This window comes from Sutterella megalosphaeroides (assembly GCF_003609995.1).
Taxonomy (GTDB): domain Bacteria; phylum Pseudomonadota; class Gammaproteobacteria; order Burkholderiales; family Burkholderiaceae_F; genus Sutterella; species Sutterella megalosphaeroides.
The window spans coordinates 2,549,522-2,568,710 of sequence record NZ_AP018786.1 but is presented as its reverse complement, the minus strand read 5'-3'; the positions used below and the strand labels follow the sequence as shown (position 1 = coordinate 2,568,710).

Here is a 19,189-nt window from a genome sequence, read left to right as displayed (position 1 = left end):
ACAGCGCCCCCGCCGATCGGAAAGGCGTCTTTCCCTCTGAAATTGCAGGAAAAGTCCCGCCCCTCGAAGGGGCGGAACGCGGGGGTTTCGGGTAGGGGTCGGGCCTTCAGGCAGGGTCGTCCGCCGCTTCGACGACGAGCTGCACGGTGCGCCGTCCCCGAAACTCGTTGATGTCGGGGCGGTAGGCGAGTTTGGGCGTGCCGACGAGCGCCTCGGTGTGGCGGAAAAAGATCGCGTCGTAGACGGCGCCGCCGAGGCCGAGCTTCATCTTGAGGTGCGCGTCCTTGACGAGCGTCTGCGAGAGGACCGTGAATTCGTTCGCAAAAAGGGGTGCCTCGAACCCCTGGCCCCAGATCTGATGCTCGACCTCGCGACAGAGTCGCTCGGAAATCTCGTCGGGCGCAAGGCCCCCGTCGGTAAGGACGATTTTCTCGAACGTTTCGGGCGTGCAGTGCGCGCGCACCGTGCGCTCGAAGGCGCGCGAGAAGTCCTCGAACCCGTCGCGCTCGATCGTGAGACCCGCGGCCATGGCGTGCCCGCCGAAGGTCTTGACGACGTCGGGGAGTTCTTTCGCGACGAGATCGAGCATGTCGCGCAGGTGAATGCCTGGAATCGAGCGGCCCGACCCTTTGAGGCGCCCCGAGTCGGTGGGCGCGAAGGCGATCACCGGCCGGTTGATGCGCTCCTTGATGCGCGAGGCGACGAGCCCCACGACGCCCTCGTTGAAGGTCGGGTTGAAGAGCGACACGGCCGCGGCATTTTCGAGGTCGATGGCTTCGAGCGCGGTTTCGGCCGCAGCCTGCATTTCGCCCTCAAGTTCGCGCCGCTCCGTATTGATTTCGTTGAGGCTTCGCGCGTAGCGAAGGGCCTCTTCGGGGTCGTCCGCGAGGAGACATTCGATCCCGTTTTCCATCGTGCCGAGGCGACCCGCCGCGTTGATGCGCGGACCGATCGCAAAGCCGAAGTCGCGCACGCTCGCGCGCAGCATGTCCTTGCCCGCGATCGAAAAGAGGGCGGCGATCCCCGGGTGGGTGCGGCCCGAGCGGATGCGCTTAAGGCCCTGCGCGACGAGAATGCGGTTGTTCTTGTCGAGCTTCACGACGTCGGCGACGGTGCCGAGCGCCACCAAGTCGACAAGCGTGTCGAGGCGCGGCTGCGTCTGCGCCGTGAAGTCGCCCCGTTCGCGCAAAAGAGCGCGCAGGGCTAGAAGCACGTAGTAGATGACACCCACGCCCGCGAGCGCCTTCGACGGGAAGTCGCACCCCGCGAGGTTCGGGTTCACGATGCAGGCGCATTCGGGAACGAGGGGCCCCGGAAGATGGTGGTCCGTGACGATCACTTCGATCCCGAGCGAGCGGGCGTGCTCGACCGCTTTCACAGAGGAAATCCCGTTGTCGACCGTCAGAATGACGTCGGGCCGGGGCTTGCGGGCGGCGACGATGTCGACCACGCGATCCGTGAGGCCGTAGCCGTGGATCACGCGGTCGGGTACGAAGTAGTCGACCGAAAGCCCGAGCATGCGAAGCCCCCGGATCCCGACGGAGCAGGCCGTGGCGCCGTCGCAGTCGTAGTCGGCGACGATCGTGACGTGCTCGCCCCGATCGCGCGCAAGGGCGAGGCGCTCGGCGGCGGCGCGCGTTCCCGAGAGCGTATTGGGCGGGAGCATCCCGGACCACTCCTGAACGAGGTCCGAAGGCTCCTCGATGCCGCGGGCCGCGAGCGCCCGGGCGACGGGCGCGAGAATCCCCGAAGCGGCGAGGCGCTCGGCGGCGCGAACGTCGTAGGGACGGGAAACGAGTTTGGTCATGCGTGCTCTCCTAGAGCGGAATCTTCGTGCGGGGCGTCGTCCGAGAGCCACAGGGCCGGATCGACCGACTTAGAGCGCTGCAAAAGCGAAAGAAGTCCCGCCTTCTTCGGGGTGAGTGTGGCGGAGGTGCCCGTGCCGAAAAGGACGGTCACGTGATCTTCGGCGTGGCGCGCGCGGGCGGCGTCGCGCCAGAGAGTGAGGCGCGAGGCGACTTCGGGCAGGGCCTTTCGCCAGGCGGCAAGATCCCCGCGCAGCCAGGGTTCGTAGAGTTCGTCGAAAAGGACGATCAGGTCCCCCTCGGGCGCCTCGGGCCAGAGGGTTTCGCGGCGCGAACGGGTCGAGCCGAGTCGGTCGCGAAGAATCCCCGCGGCGTTCGCCCAACCGAGCGCGACCGGATCGTCGGCCGCGACCGAGCGGATGGTGGTCGGCGGGAAAAAGCGCGCGTCGCGGCCGCCCCCGTGAAGCCAGAAGGCGCCGATCGGCGTGCGACCCGCGCGGCGCAGCGCTTCGTTCACGTCCGAGAGCGCCCCCGCGAGGAGCGCGTCGAGGCGCGCCTCCAAGTCGAGCACTGCCTGCGCGTCGGGGCCGCACAGGTGCGTCGAATCCGGACGGACGCCCACGAGTGCGCGCGCCGGAGCGGCCGCCGCATCCCAGTCGGCGCGGCGCGTCACGAACCAGGTGTGGCCCGACGTTTGAAGGCGCAGCCCTTCGACGCGGTTGCGATCGAGCTCGCGGGCGAGCGCCATCGTGATTTCGAAGAACATCCGTTCGTCGTCGATTTCGACTTCGCCCGACACGGCGCCATCGGCATCGAGGCCGAGCGCCGAGAGGGTCCAGAACTGCACGTCCTGGCTCGGTCCTCCCGACTGCACCCAGAGCGCGGGCGCCGAGGCGGGAAGCCGGGGCTTGCGCGCGAGCACGCGCCAGAGCCACGCGTAGTGCGGGGTGCGCTCGAAGGGGCAAGGGGCGATCGCCTGCATGACGGGGTTTTCGGATTTCGCACCGATTATGAGGAGCGCGTCGCGCTCTTCGCGCGTTGCGGTTTCAAGGAGTTCGCGTGCGAGGGGCGCCGCAAGACGCGCGCCCGGAATAAGGAAATAGGCGGAAGACATAGCGGGCAAATTTTAACGGGACCGCGTCCCGCCGACCGCGCTTCTCGGTAAGGACTTGTCTCGGTTTCCCGTTCGGACGCGAGGTTCGGTGCGACTTGTGCTACCGTTCTCGGGATTTCACCGACTTTTTCTGCGCAGGATTCAACGCGTGAAGACACCTTTCGAACTCGTAATCGGCCTCACCTATACGCGTGCGGGTCGACGGGGCCGCCGTCGGGACGGTTTCCTATCCTTTATTTCGGCGATGTCCGTCACGTCGATCGCCCTCGGCGTCGCGGCTCTCATCATCGTGCTCTCCGTCATGAACGGCTTTCAGAAAGAGGTGCGCGACCGAATGCTCTCCGTCATCGCGCACGTCGAGGTGACGAGCGCCGCGGGGCCCCTTGACGATTGGGAGGGGCTCGCGAAGCACCTTACGGCCCGTTCGGACGTCGTTGCGGCCGCTCCGTACGTTCAGGGGCAGGGGCTTTTCAATTCCGGCAACGTCGTGCGCGGCGCGCTCGTCAAAGGGATCGATCCCGCGTACGAGCCGTCGGTGAGCGAACTCAACACGCACATTCTCGGAGCCGACTCGCTTGAAGTATTGAAGCCCGGCGAATTCGGCGTGATTCTCGGGCGCGACCTCGCCGCGATGCTGCGCGTGCGGGTGGGAGACAAGGTGGCTTTGCTCGTTCCCGAAGGCAACATGACGCCCGCGGGGATCGTGCCGCGCGTGAAGCAGTTCCGCGTGACGGGTTTGCTTTCGAGCGGCCACTACGAGTACGACAGCACGATGGCGCTCGTTCATATCAAGGACGCCGCAGCGCTCTTTCGAACGGGCGGCCCCAAGGGGCTGCGCCTCAAGGTGAACGACATGGAGCGCGCGCCCGAGATCGCCTCCGAATTGCGCTTCGACCTTCCCGACAACTGCTACGTCACCGACTGGTCGAAGCAGAACCGCACGTGGTTTGCGGCCGTGCAGGTCGAAAAGCGCATGATGGGGATCATCCTCTTTTTGATCGTGCTCGTCGGCGCCTTCGGGCTCGTTTCCTCGCTCGTGATGACCGTGACCGAAAAGCAGTCCGACATCGCGATTCTGCGTACGCTCGGCGCCTCGCCGCGGTCGATCCTCGCGATTTTCGTCCTGCAGGGGGCGATCGTGGGTTTCGTGGGCGTGGCGGCGGGCGTTGCTGGTGGGCTTCTCGTTGCCTACAACGTCGACGCCATCGTTTCGACGATTGAGGCGGCCTTCGGCGTTGCGTTCCTCCCGAAGGAGATTTACTTCATCAGCAACATGCCCTCCGACCCGCGTCTTTCCGACATCGTGCCGATCGCACTCTGTTCCTTTCTTCTGAGCCTTGCGGCCACGCTCTACCCGAGCTGGCGCGCGGCGAAGACCCATCCCGCGGAGGCTCTGCGCTATGAATGACGTAACGAACCGAACGACGTCCGCCGAAGCCCTGCGGGTCGTGAACCTCATGAAAAGCTACCGCGAGGGCGAAGGGGCGATTCCGATTCTGAAAGGGGTGAATCTCACCGTGCGCGCGGGCGAAACCGTGGCGATTCTCGGGGCTTCGGGCTCGGGGAAGTCGACGCTTCTGCACGTACTCGGGGGGCTCGACGGCTGGGATTCGGGCGAAGTGGAAGTGGCGGGGAAACGCCTCTCGACGCTAAAGGAAAGCGAACTCGGACGCCTGAGAAACGCTTCGCTCGGCTTCGTTTATCAGTTTCATCACCTCCTTCCCGAGTTCTCGGCCTTGGACAACGTGGCGATGCCCCTCATGATCCGCCGCACGGACCGCGCGGTTGCCCGGGCCGAAGCGACGAAGTTTCTGGAGGCGGTCGGGCTCGGCGCGCGCACCGCGCACCTCCCGTCGGAACTCTCCGGGGGCGAGCGGCAGCGCGTGGCGATCGCGCGCGCCCTCGTGACGCGTCCCGCGTGCGTTCTCGCCGACGAACCTACGGGGAATCTCGACCACGAGACGGCGCTTGCCGTCTTCGGCCTCTTCATTCGGGTCGCGCGCGACGAAGGGACGGCCGTCCTGATCGTGACGCACGATCGGGAAATCGCGGCGCTCTGCGACCGCACGGTCGAACTGAAGGACGGTCGCATCGTCGAGCGTTGAGAAGAACCGGAGACGCACCGTGGGATTCATCGACACGCACAGTCATCTGCAAGCCGCGGAGCTCGAGGGGCGACTCGACGAGCTCCTCGTCGTCGCGCGTCGCTCGGGCGTCGAATCGATCGTGATCTGCGCGGGTTCGCGCGGCGACTGGGCTCGCGTGCGCGAAGTCGCCCGCCGGTACGGCCTCCCCTACACGCTCGGCATTCATCCGCTCTTTGCGGCGGAAACGACGGCCGACGACTTGACCGACCTCAAGGACGAGCTCGCCGCGGCGTGCGCCGACCCCTTTTTCGTCGGCGTCGGGGAGATCGGCTTGGACGGCACGGTGCCCGGGGCGGGAGACGCGCACGCGGAAGCGGTGTTTGCGGCCTACCTTAAGGCGGCACGCGACTTGAAGCTTCCCGTGTCGCTTCACGTGCGAAAGAGCGCCTCCCGAGTGCTCTACGGGTTGCGACGCATTCCGCCCGCGGGCGGCGCCCTTCACGCCTTCAACGGCTCGGACGTCGAACGCGCGCAGTTTCTCGCGCTTGGGCTTAAGCTCGGCTTCGGCGGCGCGGTCACGTACGACGGAAGCCTTCGGATCCGACGTCATGCCGCGGAGCTCTCCGACGGCAGCTGGGTCCTTGAAACGGACGCCCCCGACATGCCCGGGGCCGAACGGCGCGACGCGGCCGCGCAGCTCGGCAGGGAGCCGCTCACGGAGCCCGCCGACATCGTGCGGACCGCGGAAATCGTTGCGAACCTCCGGGGGACTACGGTCGAACACGTCGCGCGGGTTTCGCGCGAAGCCGCACTCGAAGCCTTCCCGCGTCTGCGCGCGGCGCTTGCGCACCCGGAAGCCTTTGCCGCTCGGTGAGCGTTACGGCGAGGCCCGTCGCCCGCTTTCGGATCACGAAGCGGCATCGTCCGACAACCGAAAGTAAACCGACCGGCACCCGTCGAACGTAACGTTGAGGTCAATCAAAAGACCTCAAAGCGGATTTCATAAACTTCCTTGCGCATCGGGAAAATACCTTTCGCCTCCGCCAATCCCGACGGAGACGGTTTTGTTTTTCCGAGGCATTTTCATGCAAGGACATATGTTCGGAGAGCTTGATGTTCGAGCTCTCCATCCGTTGAGATCGATCGAACGGAGCGTTTACACGCTCGGACTTCCCGCGGTGACGGCCGTCGCGGCGGCGGTTGCCGTTGCGGCCGCGGTGGCGGCGACGCCCGTTGAGGCTCACCGCGTCACGGAAGACACGGTCGCGTCGATCGTCGGGGAGTATTGGGATACGCTCGAAATCGCTTCGGGCGCGTCACTCACTTTACGGAGCGACGGCGAGGCGGGAGAGGCGCAGATCGAGTCGCTCGCCCTCGAAGGGGCGCGTTTTGCCGTCGAAGCGTCGGGCGACGCGAACGCCGGGGTTGTCGCGGGTACGGTAACGTTCGGAGCGTCGGGTGCTGCCGATGAAGTCGTGGTCGCGCACGACGGGGCGGGCGCCGGGCTCACCCTTCTGATGCTCGACTCGGTCGAGCGCGGCCCGGGCGACTTGACGATCCGCGTCGAAAACCGAGCCGAAAAGCCCGTCGACGGGATGTATCTGCAGTCGCAGATGTGGTGGAACGCGGGCGACGACGTCGACGCGGTCGAGAGAAACGGCGGGGCGGCCGCCGACGACGGTCGGGGTGCGCTGAAAATTTCGATTTCCCGAGGCGCCGCCATGCGCATTCAGCCTTCGGGCTACGCCGCGGACTTCGGGAACCTCGTCGAATACCGAACGAACGAGCGGGATGCGGTGCTCGAATTGGCGGGCGACTTCGTGGTCCGCTCCGACACGTACGTGTACGTGGGGGATGTCGTTGAGGACGGAACGAATTTCGTTTTGGGGCAGGGCGGCGTGCTCGCGTACGGGAAAGGCGACGACGCCGGTCGGATTCTCTTTGCGCGGGGCTCGACCGTGCGGTTCGAACCGGGGAGCCTTCTCGTTCTGGAGGGGGACGAAGTCGAGGAACTCGGCGAGCGGCTTCGTCTTCGGACGAGCGCCTCGAACGTTTCGGGTCTCGGCAACCTCGGCGTGCTCGTCAATACGAGCGCTCAGGGCGGCGCCTACCAGGAGCGCGGGCATCTTGAAATCGACGCGGGCGGGAATTTCGTCTTCGTCGGCAGCCCCGTCACGGCTCGCGGCCCCATGGCACCCGTCGTGAGCCGCCTTTTCGAAGGGGTGATGGAGAACTCGGTCGGTATTCCCGCCTTCTGGCGCACGGCCTTTGCGAAAAACGACGTTGAGGCTCTCTCCCAAAACAGCGCCTCCTGGGTCGAGGTCGGCGTGCAGACGGGGACCGAAAACGCGGTGATTCGAAGCGTGCGCGCCCACGCCTTCGATCCCGACGAAGCGCTTCGGGCGTTGGAGCACGCGACCGCGTGCGCCGCGGAGCGCGAAAAGGAAGTCGCCCTTCGCGAGCAAAAAGCCGGGGAAGCCGCCGAGGGCGAAGAAAGCTTGAAGTCGAAGGCGGACGGCTTGGCGAAGCTCTCGCACCCGAATCTCCCGATCGTCGTCGACGTCTCCCGCACGACGATGCGCGACGACACGACGGTGCGGCCGGGCGACGACTGGACGCTCGATCGCGACGAAGACGAAATCGGTGCGACCTTCTACGGACGCCTTGAGAAGCCCTTCGGTCTTCCCGACCTCCTCTGGGGGATTCGCGCGGGCTGGTCGACAGCGGACGTCGACACCGACGTCGTGACGCAGAACCGCTTCTCGGGCGAAAGCAACGTCGTGACGGTTTCGATCTTCGGCGCCGTGCCGACCGCGTACGGGTACTTCTCGGCGGACCTTCTCTGGGCGAGCGCCGACGATTCGACGACAATGCCCACGTACGGCACGATGCTCGTTTCGAACGACATCGAGCGCACGTTCTGGTCCGCGGGGCTCGGTTGGACGAGTCCCGCCTGGACGACGGCCGGCGGCTCGAGTCGCTGGTCGGGACGGTTCGGCGCGGGCCTTCGGGGCTATCGCATCGAGGGTTCGGGAGGCGAGCTCGCCGCGGGCGCCGAAACGATTCTCGCAACGGACTACGGCACGCGCACCTTCGGCGAAGCGTCGCTCACGGCTTCCTTCACGGGCGAGGGCGCCTTCACGAGCTTCAACGAAGCGAACGACGAAGGGGAAACCGAAGCCTGGAGCCGCTGGACGGCCGCGGTTTTGCCTCGCAGCTGGCACGTTTGGGGGAGCCTTTCGGGCTACGCGCTTGCGGGCGACACGGACGTGACGCTTTCGGTGCGCACGGTGAACGTCGCCGCCGAGTACGCGGGCAGCGCCCGCTTTGAGGTCGACGGCCCCGAAACCGCGAGCGTGAGCGCGAAGCTCGGCGCGGGGCTTGCGTGGCGCGATTCGACGCTCGGCATTTGGGGCGCGATCGACCGGGGCGTCGACGGCTTTGACGCGAAGACGATCGGGATTCGGTACGGGTACGTGCTCTGATCGACTGACGACCGATTCGTAAGAAAAGGCAAAAATCCCCGACGGGGCGCGGCTTTCGGCCGCGCCTTTTTTAGAGTGTGCTTCCGGAGAGTCGTCAAAGCCCGCGGCGCGAAATGTGGAGACTCTTTAAAATCTTCGCCGCGACTTCGCCGCCCGACGAGTCCGAGCGCCCGCGTTTTCCTCCGAGAAAACCGAATGCGCAAAAGCGCCCGAACGTACGGACGTACGGACGACGCGGCTGGGCGACGGACAACAGAGAGAGGGAGGCTCAAAGAACATGGCAGACAACGAAAGCCGTCCGACGGCGGATCCCGCGCTCGCCCGCAGCATGGTCGATCCCCTCTACCGCGGACTTCGACTTTCGACGGGCGAAGCGCTCATGGCGCATGCCGACGGCGTGGCCGGCATCATCCGAAGCATTCGCAACGATCCGGATCTGATTGCGGCCGCCTATCTTTTCTGCGTACCGACGGTCATCCAGAAGAATTCGAGCGAGTGGATCGAAAAGAGTTTCGGCACGACCGTGAACGGTCTCGTTCAGGAGCTCGGCCAGATCAACGACCTCTCGATGCGGGCGCGCTCCGACAATGCGGAAGCCAACACGTCGCGGCAGGCCGAGGCGCTCCGAAAGATGCTCCTTGCGATGTGCAAGGACCTGCGCGTGGTGCTCTTGAAGCTCGCGAGCCGCCTGCAGACGCTGCGCTGGTTTGCAAGCTCCAAAAACGAAGGGGCGGCCTCCTTCGGCGAGGAAACGTTGGCGCTTTACGCGCCGCTTGCGAACCGCCTCGGGATCTGGCAGATCAAGTGGGAGCTCGAAGACCTGTCGCTTCGCTTCACGCGTCCCGACGAATACCACGAGATCGCCCGCGAACTCGACGAGTCGCGCGAAGAGCGCCTCGAATTCATGCAGGGCGCCGTGCGCCGCATTCGGGAGCTTCTTTCGGAGCACCGCATCGAAGCCGAAGTGTCGGGGCGCCCGAAGCACATCTACTCCATCTGGAAAAAGATGCAGCGCAAGCACCTGCGGTTCGATCAGCTCTTCGACGTGCGCGCCGTGCGCATCATCGTCGAGACGATCGAGCAGTGCTACGAAGTGCTTTCGATCGTGCACGAAAGCTTTCCCGTGCTCTCGAAGGAGTACGACGACTACATCGCGAAACCGAAACCCAACGGCTACCAGTCCCTGCATACGGTGGTGACCGACAAGGCGGGCCGTCCCATCGAAATCCAAATCCGCACGCGCGCGATGCACGAATTCGCCGAGCTCGGCGTTGCCGCGCACTGGCGCTACAAGGAAGCGGGCAATTCGAACGGGATGTCGAGCGCGGAAGAGCAGCGCGTCGCCTGGTTGCGGCAGCTTCTTGCGTGGCGCAGCGACGTGGGCGGCTCCCCCGAACACGACCAGCACGCGGTCGAGGACGACCACGTCTATTGCCTCACGCCCGCGGGACGCGTCGTGGAGCTCCCGCAGGGCGCCACGCCCGTCGACTTTGCATACCAGGTACACACCGAACTCGGTCACCGCATGCGCGGCGCCAAGGTGAACGGTGTCATGGTGCCCCTCAACACGCACCTCCATACCGGGGAGACGGTGGAAATCATCGCCGGGAAAACCGGGCAGCCGAGCCGCGACTGGCTCAATCCCGACTTGGGTTACGCCGCAAGCGCCCGCACGCGCAACAAGGTTCGTCAGTGGTTCAACGCACAGCAAACGGCCGAACTCCTCTCGAGCGGGCGCGAACGTCTCGACAAGGAGCTCGCGCGCCTCGGGAAGACCGCCGTCAAGCTTGAGGACCTCGCCAAGCGCCTCGGCTACGACTCGGTCGACGACGTGTGCGTCGCCTTCGCGAAGGAAGAAATCACGGCGACCGCGATTGCCACCGCCGTGCAACCGCCGAAGCCCGTGAAAGAAGTCGAGCCCGAGGTGGTGCTTCATCAGGCGCAGAAGGACAAAAAGGGGCGCGTCCTCGTCGTGGGGGTCGATTCGCTTCTGACCCAGCTCGCCCGCTGCTGCCACCCGGTGCCGCCCGACGAGATCGTGGGCTACGTCTCGCGCGGACGCGGCGTCATGATCCATCGCGCGGACTGCCCGAACGTGAGGAACATGGCCGAGCAGGATCACGAACGCCTCATCGAGGTGAGCTGGGGGAGCGCCGTGGGCGATGCCGTCTATCCGGCCGAAGTCCTCGTCGTCGCTCAGGATCGGATGGGGCTGCTCAAAGACATCTCCGAAGTCTTCATGCGCGAAAAGGAGCGCGTCACGGGCATGAACACCCAGTCCGTGAGGGGCGACCAGCACATGTACTTTCAGATTGAAATCCACTCGGCCGACGGCCTGAAGCGTACGCTCGCGGCGCTGCGCGAAGTATCGGGGGTGCTCTCCGCCCGGCGCGTGTGAGGGGGCTCGAGAAGGCTTGAGCGAAAGAGGGTGAAAATCGTACGGATACAAACTGTTACATAGGAGCCTCTTGCGCATTTTAAATTTGTCCGTATAATTCATGCCTCACACAGCTTGAAACGAACAGGCACATAGCTCAGTTGGTTAGAGCATCACCTTGACATGGTGGGGGTCGTTGGTTCGAATCCAATTGTGCCTACCAATTCTTTTCGGGCAGTGTGACGGCGGCGGAGGCCGGCGGTACCAAATACCACGTATGTGGTATGGCGAGAGTGAAAACTCTTACGTACAATTAAAAACCTCACAGGCACATAGCTCAGTTGGTTAGAGCATCACCTTGACATGGTGGGGGTCGTTGGTTCGAATCCAATTGTGCCTACCAGAATTCTTATTGGGAAACGTTGACGATGTCGAATAGCCAGGCTCTTCGTGCGACAACACCCTCGGCTCGAAAGACGAGGGCGTGAGCGAAGTGTCGGCAACGATTTCCTGACCAAAAAAGTGCGGCTCATGTCCGCACTTTTTTTTCGTCCCTGCATTTTGAGGTTTTCAAAAAATGGTTGCGATTACTCTTCCCGACGGGTCCAAGCGTGAATTCGAAGGTCCCGTGACCGTGGCGGAACTTGCCGCCTCGATCGGCGCCGGTTTGGCCAAGGCTGCCCTTGCCGGGCGTGTCAACGGCCGCCTCGTCGACCTTTCCCATGTGATCGACGCGGACGCCGACGTTTCCATCGTGACGGGTCGCGACCCCGAAGGGCTTGAAATCATCCGCCATTCGACCGCGCACCTCATGGCGCAGGCCGTCAAGGAACTCTATCCCGACGCTCAGGTGACGATCGGGCCGTCGATCGAAAACGGCTTCTACTACGACTTCTCCTACAGCCGTCCCTTCACGCCCGAAGACCTCGAAAAGATCGAAGCGCGCATGGACGAACTCGCAAAGAAGGACATCCCGGTCGTTCGCGAAGAAATGGACCGTACGGCCGCCGTCGAATTCTTCAAGGGTCTCGGCGAACACTACAAGGCCGAAATCATCGAAGCGATTCCCGAAGGCGAAGTGATTTCGCTCTACCGCCAGGGCGACTTCGTCGACCTCTGCCGCGGCCCCCACGTGCCGTCGACGGGCAAGCTCAAGGTGCACAAGCTCATGAAGGTGGCGGGTGCCTACTGGCGCGGCGACAGCAAGAACGAAATGCTGCAGCGCATCTACGGCACCGCCTGGGCGACGAAGGACGAACAGGCCGCGTATCTCCACATGCTCGAAGAAGCCGAAAAGCGCGACCACCGTCGCCTCGGTCGCGAACTCGACCTCTTCCACATCCAGGACGAAGCCCCCGGCATGATCTTCTGGCACGCCAAGGGCTGGGCCCTCTGGCAGGTGGTCGAACAGTACATGCGCCGCGTCTATCAGGACAACGGCTACCAGGAAGTGAAGGCCCCGCAGCTCCTCGACCGCAGCCTCTGGGAGCGCTCCGGCCACTGGGCGAAGTACCGTGACAACATGTTCACGACCGAATCGGAGAACCGCTACTACGCGCTCAAGCCGATGAACTGCCCGGGTCACATCCAGATCTTCAATTCGGCCCTGCGCAGCTACCGCGATCTGCCGCTTCGCATCGGCGAATTCGGTCAGTGCCACCGCAACGAACCCTCGGGGTCGCTGCACGGCATGATGCGCGTTCGCGGCTTCACGCAGGACGACGGTCACATCTTCTGTACCGAAGACCAGATCCTCAAGGAATGCGAAGACTATACGCGCCTCGTTCAGAAGGTCTACAAGGACTTCGGCTTCACGGAAATCGCCTACAAGGTGGCGACCCGTCCGGAAATGCGCATCGGCGAAGACGCCGTCTGGGACAAGGCCGAATCCGCTCTGATGCAGAGCTTCGACGCCCTCGGCATTAAGTACGAAGTGCTCGAAGGCGAAGGCGCCTTCTACGGTCCCAAGATCGAATACCACTTGAAGGACTGCCTCGGCCGCTCCTGGCAGTGCGGCACGATCCAGGTCGACTTCCAGATGCCGGGCCGCCTCGGCGCCGAATACGTGGCCGAAGACAACACCCGCAAGGTGCCCGTCATGCTGCACCGCGCCATTCTCGGTTCGCTCGAACGCTGGATCGGCATGCTGATCGAAGAATTCGCGGGCGCTTTCCCGCTCTGGCTCGCTCCGGTTCAGGTGGCCGTTGCCAACATTACCGACGGTCAGGCGGACTACGTCAAGGAACTCGCCAAGAAGCTCCACGAAGCCGATATTCGGGTTCAAACGGATTTGCGCGGCGAGAAAATTAACTATAAAATTCGCGAGCTTAGCCTGCAAAAGATTCCGTACATCCTCGTCGTAGGCGAGAAGGAAAAGCAGGCGGGTACGGTTTCCGTGCGCGTGCGCGGCGGCAAGGATTTGGGCGTCATGACGTTCGACGACTTCCTCGCTCTCGTGCGCCGCGAAGTCGCCGAGCGAGCGATGACGCTCGCCTGAGGCGAAGCTGATTCAACTTTTGGGAGATTGTCATAGCACAAGATCGCAAGCATCGGATCAATGGTGAGATCCGAGTCCCCGAGGTCCGACTGACCGGCGTCGACGGCGCCCAGATCGGGATTGTTCGTACGGTCGAGGCTCTGCGCATGGCGGAAGACGCCGACGTGGACCTCGTCGAGGTTGCGCCCAATGCGACGCCGCCCGTCTGCCGCCTGATGGACTACGGCAAGTTCCGCTATCAGGAGCAGAAGAAGGCTCAGGAAGCCAAGGCGAAGCAGAAGGTCGTGCAGGTGAAGGAAGTCAAGTTCCGTCCGGCCACGGACGAAAACGACTTCCAGACGAAGCTGCGCAGCCTCGTTCGCTTCCTCGGCGACGGCGACAAGGCCAAGGTCACGCTGCGCTTCCGCGGTCGCGAAATGGCCCATCAGCATTTCGGCATGGAACTGATGGACCGTATCCGCACGGAGCTCGACGAGATCGCTCAGGTCGAACACGCGCCGAAGCTCGAAGGGCGCCAGATGATCATGGTGCTCGCTCCCAAGAAGAAGCGTTAAAAAAAATCGCTTCTCGACGGACCCTACTCGAAATTTTGAGTTAGAATCCGATCCTTTCGTGGAAGACCGAGCGGTTCGCCGCCCGGTCTTCCGAATTCCAAGTGGACCTGAGGCTCAAGGAAGTTCCCGTTTTTTGGAACGGGGCGCCCCTTGTCCATCTAATAAATGAGGTAACGGCAAATGCCGAAGATGAAGACCAAGCGCGCCGCCGCCAAGCGTTTCAAGCCGCGCGCCAGCGGCTCGATCAAGCGCGCCCACGCTACGAAGCGTCACATTCTCACCAAGCGTACGACGAAGAACAAGCGCCAGCTCCGCGGCATGACGAACGTTCATGATTCGGATATGGCTTCGGTTCGCCGCATGCTTCCGTACGCCTAATTGAGAAGGAGTAAAAGATGCCCCGAGTTAAGCGTGGTGTGACGGCTCGTGCCCGTCATAAGAAAGTTTTCGCCCTTTCCAAGGGTTTCCGTCTGCGCCGCAACAACGTCTACCGCGTTGCCAAGCAGGCCGTCATGCGTGCCGGTCAGTACGCCTACCGTGACCGCCGCAACAAGAAGCGCGTCTTCCGCCGTCTCTGGATCGCCCGTATCAACGCCGGTACGCGCGCCAACGGCATGACCTACTCCGTTTTCATGAACGGGCTCAAGAAGGCCGGTATCGCCCTCGACCGCAAGGTCCTCTCCGATATGGCCATCTTCGACAAGGAAGGCTTTGCCGCCCTCGTCGCCCAGGTGAAGGCCGCCTGATAAAGCTTCTTTTGAGGACGACGCCGATTTCCGCGTGAAGCCGGTCGTTTTTTTCGTCCCCGAGCTTTGAAAAGACCCTCGGTAATCGCCGGGGGTCTTTTTTCATGTCGGTCCCGCCCCGAACCCGCCGAACCTTCGGGTTTTACGAAGGGCGCCCGGCGAACGGGGGACGGGAAGTTCGATAAAATTCAATGCTTGACGCTCCGTGCACGCGGCCCCGCCGCGCTCGGGCGTGCAGGATTTTTTCGGACCGCATCGCGCGCCCTCGGGGCGAGCCGATCGGTCGGCGGCGATTCTCCGTCGAGCTTGCGCTCGGGCGGACGCCGTTCATAGGTTTTCGGGATTTGTAGACATGCAAGACCTTTCCGAACTCATCGAGTCGGCCCGCAAGGACTTCGCCGCCGCCGAGCAGCCCGCCGCGTTGGAAGACGCCAAGGCCCGCTACATCGGCAAGACCGGTCAGATTACGGTCCTCATGAAGGCGCTCGGCCAACTCGCGCCCGAGGAACGCCGCAGCCGCGGCCAGGAAATCAATCGCGCCAAGGCCGCGATCGAAGCCGCGCTCAACGCGCGTCGCGAAGCGCTCGCCGAAGAAGAACTTCGCAAGAAGCTCGAAAGCGAAGCGATCGACGTGACGCTGCCGGGGCGCGGCCGCACGCCGGGCGGCATTCACCCCGTGATGCGCACTTGGATGCGCATCGAGGAAATCTTCCGCTCGATCGGCTTCGACGTGGCCGACGGCCCCGAAATCGAAAGCGACTGGTTCAGCTTCACGGCGCTCAACAATCCGCCCAACCACCCGGCCCGCTCGATGCAGGACACCTTCTACGTCGACCGCACCGACGCCGAAGGCCGCCAGTTGCCGCTGCGCCCGCACACCTCGCCCATGCAGGTGCGCTATGCGCGCACGCACGAAGCGCCCATCAAGGTGATCGCCCCCGGGCGCACGTACCGCGTCGACTCCGACGCGACGCACTCGCCGATGTTCCACCAGGTCGAAGGCCTCTGGATCGACGAGAACGTGAGCTTCACGGACTTGAAGGGGGTCTACAGCAATTTCCTGCGCTGCTTCTTCGAAACGAACGACCTCGTCGTGCGTTTCCGTCCGTCGTACTTCCCCTTCACCGAACCCTCCGTCGAAGTCGACATGATGTTCACGAGCGGTCCGCGCAAGGGCAAGTGGCTTGAAATTTCCGGCGCGGGCGAAGTTCACCCGAACGTCGTTCGCAACTACGGGCTCGATCCCGAAAAGCACATCGGCTTTGCTTTCGGCTCCGGCCTCGAGCGACTCACGATGCTCCGTTACGGGATCGACGACCTGCGCCTCTTCTTCGAAGGCGACCTCCGCTTCCTGCGTCAGTTCAACTAATCGCTCAAAGGATTTACGACATGCTTTTCTCTGAAGCGTGGCTGCGCCACTACATCAATCCGAACCTGAGCACCGAAGAGCTCGCGGAAGCGCTCACCATGGCGGGTTTGGAAGTCGAAGACGTCACCTCCATGGCGCCGGCCTTCACGGGCGTCGTCGTGGCCGAAGTGCTGACGTGCCGCGACCATGAAAATTCCGATCACCTCCACGTGTGCGAAGTGAACGCCGGCACGGGTGAGACGCTGCAGATCGTCTGCGGTGCTCCGAATGTGCGTGCGGGCATCAAGGTCGCCTGCGCCACGATCGGCGCGGTGCTCCCGGGCGACTTCAAGATCAAGAAGTCGAAGCTTCGCGGCGTCGTCTCGATGGGGATGCTTTGCTCGACGCGCGAACTCGGCATCAACGACGAACACGGCGGCATTTGGATTCTTCCGGACGACGCTCCCGTCGGCGTCGACATTCGCGAGTACGCGAAGCTCGACGACGCGCGCATCGAAATCAAGCTGACGCCCAACCGCGGCGACGCGCTTTCGCTCGTCGGCGTGGCGCGCGATCTGCACGCCGTGACGGGGGCGCCCCTCCATCTTCCCGAAACGGTGAAGGTCGAACCGACGACGGACGAAGTGCTTCCCGTTGCGGTCGAAGCGTCCGACCTCTGCGGGCGCTTCTCGGGTCGCGTCATCCGCGGCGTCAACGCCAAGGCGAAGACCCCGGCCTGGATGAAGGAACGCCTCGAAGGGGCGGGCCAGCGCTCGATTTCGGCCCTCGTCGACATCTCGAACTACGTCATGCTCGAGCTCGGCCGTCCGACCCACTTCTTCGACCTCTCGAAGATCGAAAACGGGAGCCTCACCGTCCGCTGGGGTCGCGAAGGCGAAGAGGTGAAGCTCCTCAACGGCCAGACGAAGGCGATCGACGACTACTACGGCGTCATCTGCGACGGCGACACGCCCGAATGCCTCGCGGGGATCATGGGCGGCGAAAAGACCTCGATTTCCGACGAAACGACGGACCTCTTCATCGAAGCGGCCTTCTGGCAGCAGGAAGCCGTTCAGGGCCGTTGCCGCAAGCTCAACTTCTCGACCGATGCGGCCTACCGGTTCGAGCGCGGCGTCGACTTTTCGACGACCGCCGAACACCTCGAATACGTAACGAAGCTCGTTCTCGACATCTGCGGCACGCCTGAAACGAAGACGGGTCCGGTCGACGATCGGATCCTCGCTCTCCCGGAACGCAAGCCCGTCGCGATGCGCGTCGACCGCTGCCTCAAGGTGATCGGCATGCCGATCCCGGTCGAATCGATGGAGGAAACCTTCAAGCGTCTCGGGTTCGCGTACGAATTCGACGGCAGCGTCTTTACGGTGACGCCGCCCGCGTACCGCTTCGACATCGAAATCGAAGAGGACCTGATCGAAGAGGTCGCCCGTCTTTACGGCTACGAGAAGCTTCCCGATCGTCCCCCGATGGCTCCCGCCGCGATGAAGTCGCCCAAGGAAAACTCCCGTTCGGCGCACGCCCTGCGTCTCGCGATGGCGAACCTCGGCTACCAGGAGCTCATCAACTTCTCGTTCGTCCCCGAAGCCTGGGAAAAGGATTTCGCCGCGAACGAAACGCCGATCAAGCTCCTCAACCCGATCGCTTCGCACCTCTCGGTGATGCGCACGCAGCTCGTGGGCGGTCTCGTCGACATCCTCAAGTACAACCTCAACCGTCGTGCGGAGCGCGTTCGCGTCTTCGAACTCGGTCGCGTGTTCCTGCCCGATCCCGCGGTGGACGACGGCGAATGGACCGTGAAGGGCGTGCGTCAGCCGCTTCACATCGCGGGCCTTGCGTACGGTCCTGCGGTGAATCCGCAGTGGGGCGTTCCCGCCCGTGCGGTCGACTTCTTCGACCTGAAGGGCGACCTTGAGCGGCTCGTTGCGCCCCTGAAGGCGCGCTTCGTTCGCGCGAGCTTCCCCGGCCTTCATCCCGGCCGCAGCGCCGCCGTCTATATCGGTGAAAAGCGCATCGGCTTCATCGGCGAACTGCATCCGCGCACCTGCCGTACGTACGATCTGCCGCACGCGCCGATCGTCTTCGACATCGAGGTGCAGCCTCTTCTTACGACGGAACTCCCCGTCTATCGTCCGGTCTCGAAGTTCCAGCCCATGACGCGCGACATCGCCGTGGTGGTGCCCGCCGACATGGAAGTCGCCCGCCTCAACCGCGCCGTGCACAACGCGCAGGTGGCCGACCCGCGTCTCGCGCCCGTGGCGGACTTCCGACTCTTCGACCTCTACCGTCCGAAGGATCCGGAGGCCGCGGGTGAGAAGTCGCTTGCCTTTGCCGTCGAACTCGTCGCGCGCGGCGAAGAGCCCGTCACCGAAGAAGAGGCCGATGCGGCCATGAAGGCGATTCTCGAAGTGCTGGAGCGCGAAGGTGCACATCTTCGCTCTTAACTGTTGATTTCTATGTAAAATGTGCGGACCGGTCTTCGCGGACCGGTCCGCACGTCGTTTTTTGCCAGGAAACCTTCATGTTTCACTACGATACGCCCGAGACCTCGGGCAGCAGCACGCTCAACAAGGCGGGGTTGGCCGAAGTGCTCATGCAGCACTTCGACATCGACCGCCCCACCGCCAAGGGCTTCGTCGAAGGCTTCTTCGAATTGATTTCCGAACACCTCGTCCGCGGCGACACCGTCAAGATTCCGGGCCTCGGGAACTTTTCCGTTCGCGACAAGGTGGCGCGCCCCGGGCGCAACCTGAAGACGGGCGAAACCGTGATCATCACGGAGCGTCGCGTCGTCACCTTCCATCCCTCGGGCACCTTGAACGCCCGCGTGACGGAAAATCTCGTGCCTCAGTCGGGGCCCTGGGACGAAAAGCCGAAGCGCTGAACGGAAGCGAGCGCTCGATCGAATCGACGCCTTGCTTTTTTCCGAGACCTCAGGTAATATTCACAGCCTTGGTTGTCGGGGCGTAGCGCAGCCTGGTAGCGCACTTGCATGGGGTGCAAGGGGTCGCGAGTTCGAATCCCGCCGCCCCGACCACAAGAATTCCTCGAGAGGGGCCGATCTTCGGATCGGCCCCTTTCATTTTTTTGCGTCCGATCCGACCCCCGCCCTGTCACGAAAACGTCATCAACTCGTCACGGGGTCGTCAAACCGCATCTCC

The 19,189-nt window shown here is 63.7% G+C and carries 14 protein-coding genes and 3 tRNA genes; 15 read left to right on the top strand and 2 right to left on the bottom strand.

Features of this window, described 5'->3' with window-relative positions; genetic code table 11:
• Nucleotides 1–106: 106 nt before the first annotated feature.
• Together recJ and S6FBBBH3_RS10265 are read right to left on the bottom strand one after the other, a co-directional pair.
• Nucleotides 107–1,807, bottom strand: coding sequence for a single-stranded-DNA-specific exonuclease RecJ (recJ, locus tag S6FBBBH3_RS10270; RefSeq protein ID WP_120177641.1), 1,701 nt, complete (start codon nt 1,805–1,807; stop codon nt 107–109).
• A complete protein-coding gene (locus tag S6FBBBH3_RS10265) occupies nt 1,804–2,919 on the bottom strand; it encodes a hypothetical protein (RefSeq protein ID WP_120177640.1) in 1,116 nt (371 codons plus the stop codon). Before S6FBBBH3_RS10265 ends, recJ begins: the two co-directional genes overlap by 4 nt.
• A 148-nt stretch (nt 2,920–3,067) precedes the next feature.
• Here S6FBBBH3_RS10265 and S6FBBBH3_RS10260 point away from each other — a divergent pair, with 148 nt between their 5' ends.
• The 15 genes from S6FBBBH3_RS10260 to S6FBBBH3_RS10190 all read left to right on the top strand — a co-directional run bounded on the left by S6FBBBH3_RS10260 (nt 3,068) and on the right by S6FBBBH3_RS10190 (nt 19,065).
• Complete coding sequence (locus tag S6FBBBH3_RS10260) at nt 3,068–4,327, top strand: lipoprotein-releasing ABC transporter permease subunit (protein WP_120177639.1); 1,260 nt, start codon at nt 3,068–3,070, stop codon at nt 4,325–4,327.
• Nucleotides 4,320–5,024 carry an ABC transporter ATP-binding protein gene (locus tag S6FBBBH3_RS10255; RefSeq protein WP_120177638.1) on the top strand — a complete coding sequence of 235 codons (705 nt, stop codon included), beginning with the start codon at nt 4,320–4,322 and terminating at the stop codon, nt 5,022–5,024. The genes S6FBBBH3_RS10260 and S6FBBBH3_RS10255 overlap by 8 nt, the downstream gene beginning before the upstream one ends.
• Before the next feature lie 19 nt (nt 5,025–5,043).
• A complete protein-coding gene (locus S6FBBBH3_RS10250) occupies nt 5,044–5,880 on the top strand; it encodes a TatD family hydrolase (RefSeq protein WP_120177637.1) in 837 nt (278 codons plus the stop codon).
• A 211-nt stretch (nt 5,881–6,091) separates the two neighbouring features.
• Complete coding sequence (locus S6FBBBH3_RS10245) at nt 6,092–8,491, top strand: hypothetical protein (RefSeq protein ID WP_123957695.1); 2,400 nt, start codon at nt 6,092–6,094, stop codon at nt 8,489–8,491.
• Nucleotides 8,492–8,768: 277 nt separating this feature from the next.
• Complete coding sequence (locus S6FBBBH3_RS10240) at nt 8,769–10,889, top strand: RelA/SpoT family protein (protein ID WP_120177635.1); 2,121 nt, start codon at nt 8,769–8,771, stop codon at nt 10,887–10,889.
• A gap of 125 nt (nt 10,890–11,014) precedes the next feature.
• Nucleotides 11,015–11,091 (top strand) — tRNA-Val (locus S6FBBBH3_RS10235).
• A gap of 103 nt (nt 11,092–11,194) precedes the next feature.
• A tRNA-Val gene (locus tag S6FBBBH3_RS10230) sits at nt 11,195–11,271 on the top strand.
• Between the two features lie 174 nt (nt 11,272–11,445).
• Nucleotides 11,446–13,365: a threonine--tRNA ligase gene (gene thrS, locus S6FBBBH3_RS10225; protein ID WP_120177634.1), complete on the top strand. Its 1,920-nt coding sequence runs from the start codon at nt 11,446–11,448 to the stop codon at nt 13,363–13,365.
• Between the two features lie 32 nt (nt 13,366–13,397).
• The gene (gene infC / locus S6FBBBH3_RS10220; RefSeq protein ID WP_120177633.1) at nt 13,398–13,919 is read left to right on the top strand and encodes a translation initiation factor IF-3; all 522 of its coding nucleotides are present in this window, start codon (nt 13,398–13,400) and stop codon (nt 13,917–13,919) included.
• Nucleotides 13,920–14,099: 180 nt separating this feature from the next.
• Complete coding sequence (rpmI, locus tag S6FBBBH3_RS10215; protein ID WP_120177632.1) at nt 14,100–14,297, top strand: 50S ribosomal protein L35; 198 nt, start codon at nt 14,100–14,102, stop codon at nt 14,295–14,297.
• Nucleotides 14,298–14,314: 17 nt separating this feature from the next.
• Nucleotides 14,315–14,665, top strand: coding sequence for a 50S ribosomal protein L20 (gene rplT / locus S6FBBBH3_RS10210; protein WP_120177631.1), 351 nt, complete (start codon nt 14,315–14,317; stop codon nt 14,663–14,665).
• 352 nt (nt 14,666–15,017) lie between these two features.
• Complete coding sequence (pheS, locus tag S6FBBBH3_RS10205; protein WP_120177630.1) at nt 15,018–16,034, top strand: phenylalanine--tRNA ligase subunit alpha; 1,017 nt, start codon at nt 15,018–15,020, stop codon at nt 16,032–16,034.
• A gap of 20 nt (nt 16,035–16,054) precedes the next feature.
• Complete coding sequence (pheT, locus tag S6FBBBH3_RS10200) at nt 16,055–18,472, top strand: phenylalanine--tRNA ligase subunit beta (protein WP_120177629.1); 2,418 nt, start codon at nt 16,055–16,057, stop codon at nt 18,470–18,472.
• Between the two features lie 77 nt (nt 18,473–18,549).
• Nucleotides 18,550–18,912, top strand: a complete 363-nt coding sequence (locus S6FBBBH3_RS10195; RefSeq protein WP_120177628.1) for an integration host factor subunit alpha — start codon at nt 18,550–18,552, stop codon at nt 18,910–18,912.
• Between the two features lie 76 nt (nt 18,913–18,988).
• Nucleotides 18,989–19,065 (top strand) — tRNA-Pro (locus tag S6FBBBH3_RS10190).
• Nucleotides 19,066–19,189 lie beyond the last annotated feature (124 nt).

Coding starts and splice junctions, on each gene's coding strand:
- S6FBBBH3_RS10265 (WP_120177640.1), bottom strand. CDS start 2,919: ATGTCTTCCGCCTATTTCCTTATTCCGGGCGCGCGTCTTGCGGCGCCC.
- rpmI (WP_120177632.1), top strand. CDS start 14,100: ATGCCGAAGATGAAGACCAAGCGCGCCGCCGCCAAGCGTTTCAAGCCG.
- recJ (WP_120177641.1), bottom strand. CDS start 1,807: ATGACCAAACTCGTTTCCCGTCCCTACGACGTTCGCGCCGCCGAGCGC.
- thrS (WP_120177634.1), top strand. CDS start 11,446: ATGGTTGCGATTACTCTTCCCGACGGGTCCAAGCGTGAATTCGAAGGT.
- rplT (WP_120177631.1), top strand. CDS start 14,315: ATGCCCCGAGTTAAGCGTGGTGTGACGGCTCGTGCCCGTCATAAGAAA.
- S6FBBBH3_RS10255 (WP_120177638.1), top strand. CDS start 4,320: ATGAATGACGTAACGAACCGAACGACGTCCGCCGAAGCCCTGCGGGTC.
- pheS (WP_120177630.1), top strand. CDS start 15,018: ATGCAAGACCTTTCCGAACTCATCGAGTCGGCCCGCAAGGACTTCGCC.
- pheT (WP_120177629.1), top strand. CDS start 16,055: ATGCTTTTCTCTGAAGCGTGGCTGCGCCACTACATCAATCCGAACCTG.
- S6FBBBH3_RS10245 (WP_123957695.1), top strand. CDS start 6,092: ATGCAAGGACATATGTTCGGAGAGCTTGATGTTCGAGCTCTCCATCCG.
- S6FBBBH3_RS10195 (WP_120177628.1), top strand. CDS start 18,550: ATGTTTCACTACGATACGCCCGAGACCTCGGGCAGCAGCACGCTCAAC.
- S6FBBBH3_RS10240 (WP_120177635.1), top strand. CDS start 8,769: ATGGCAGACAACGAAAGCCGTCCGACGGCGGATCCCGCGCTCGCCCGC.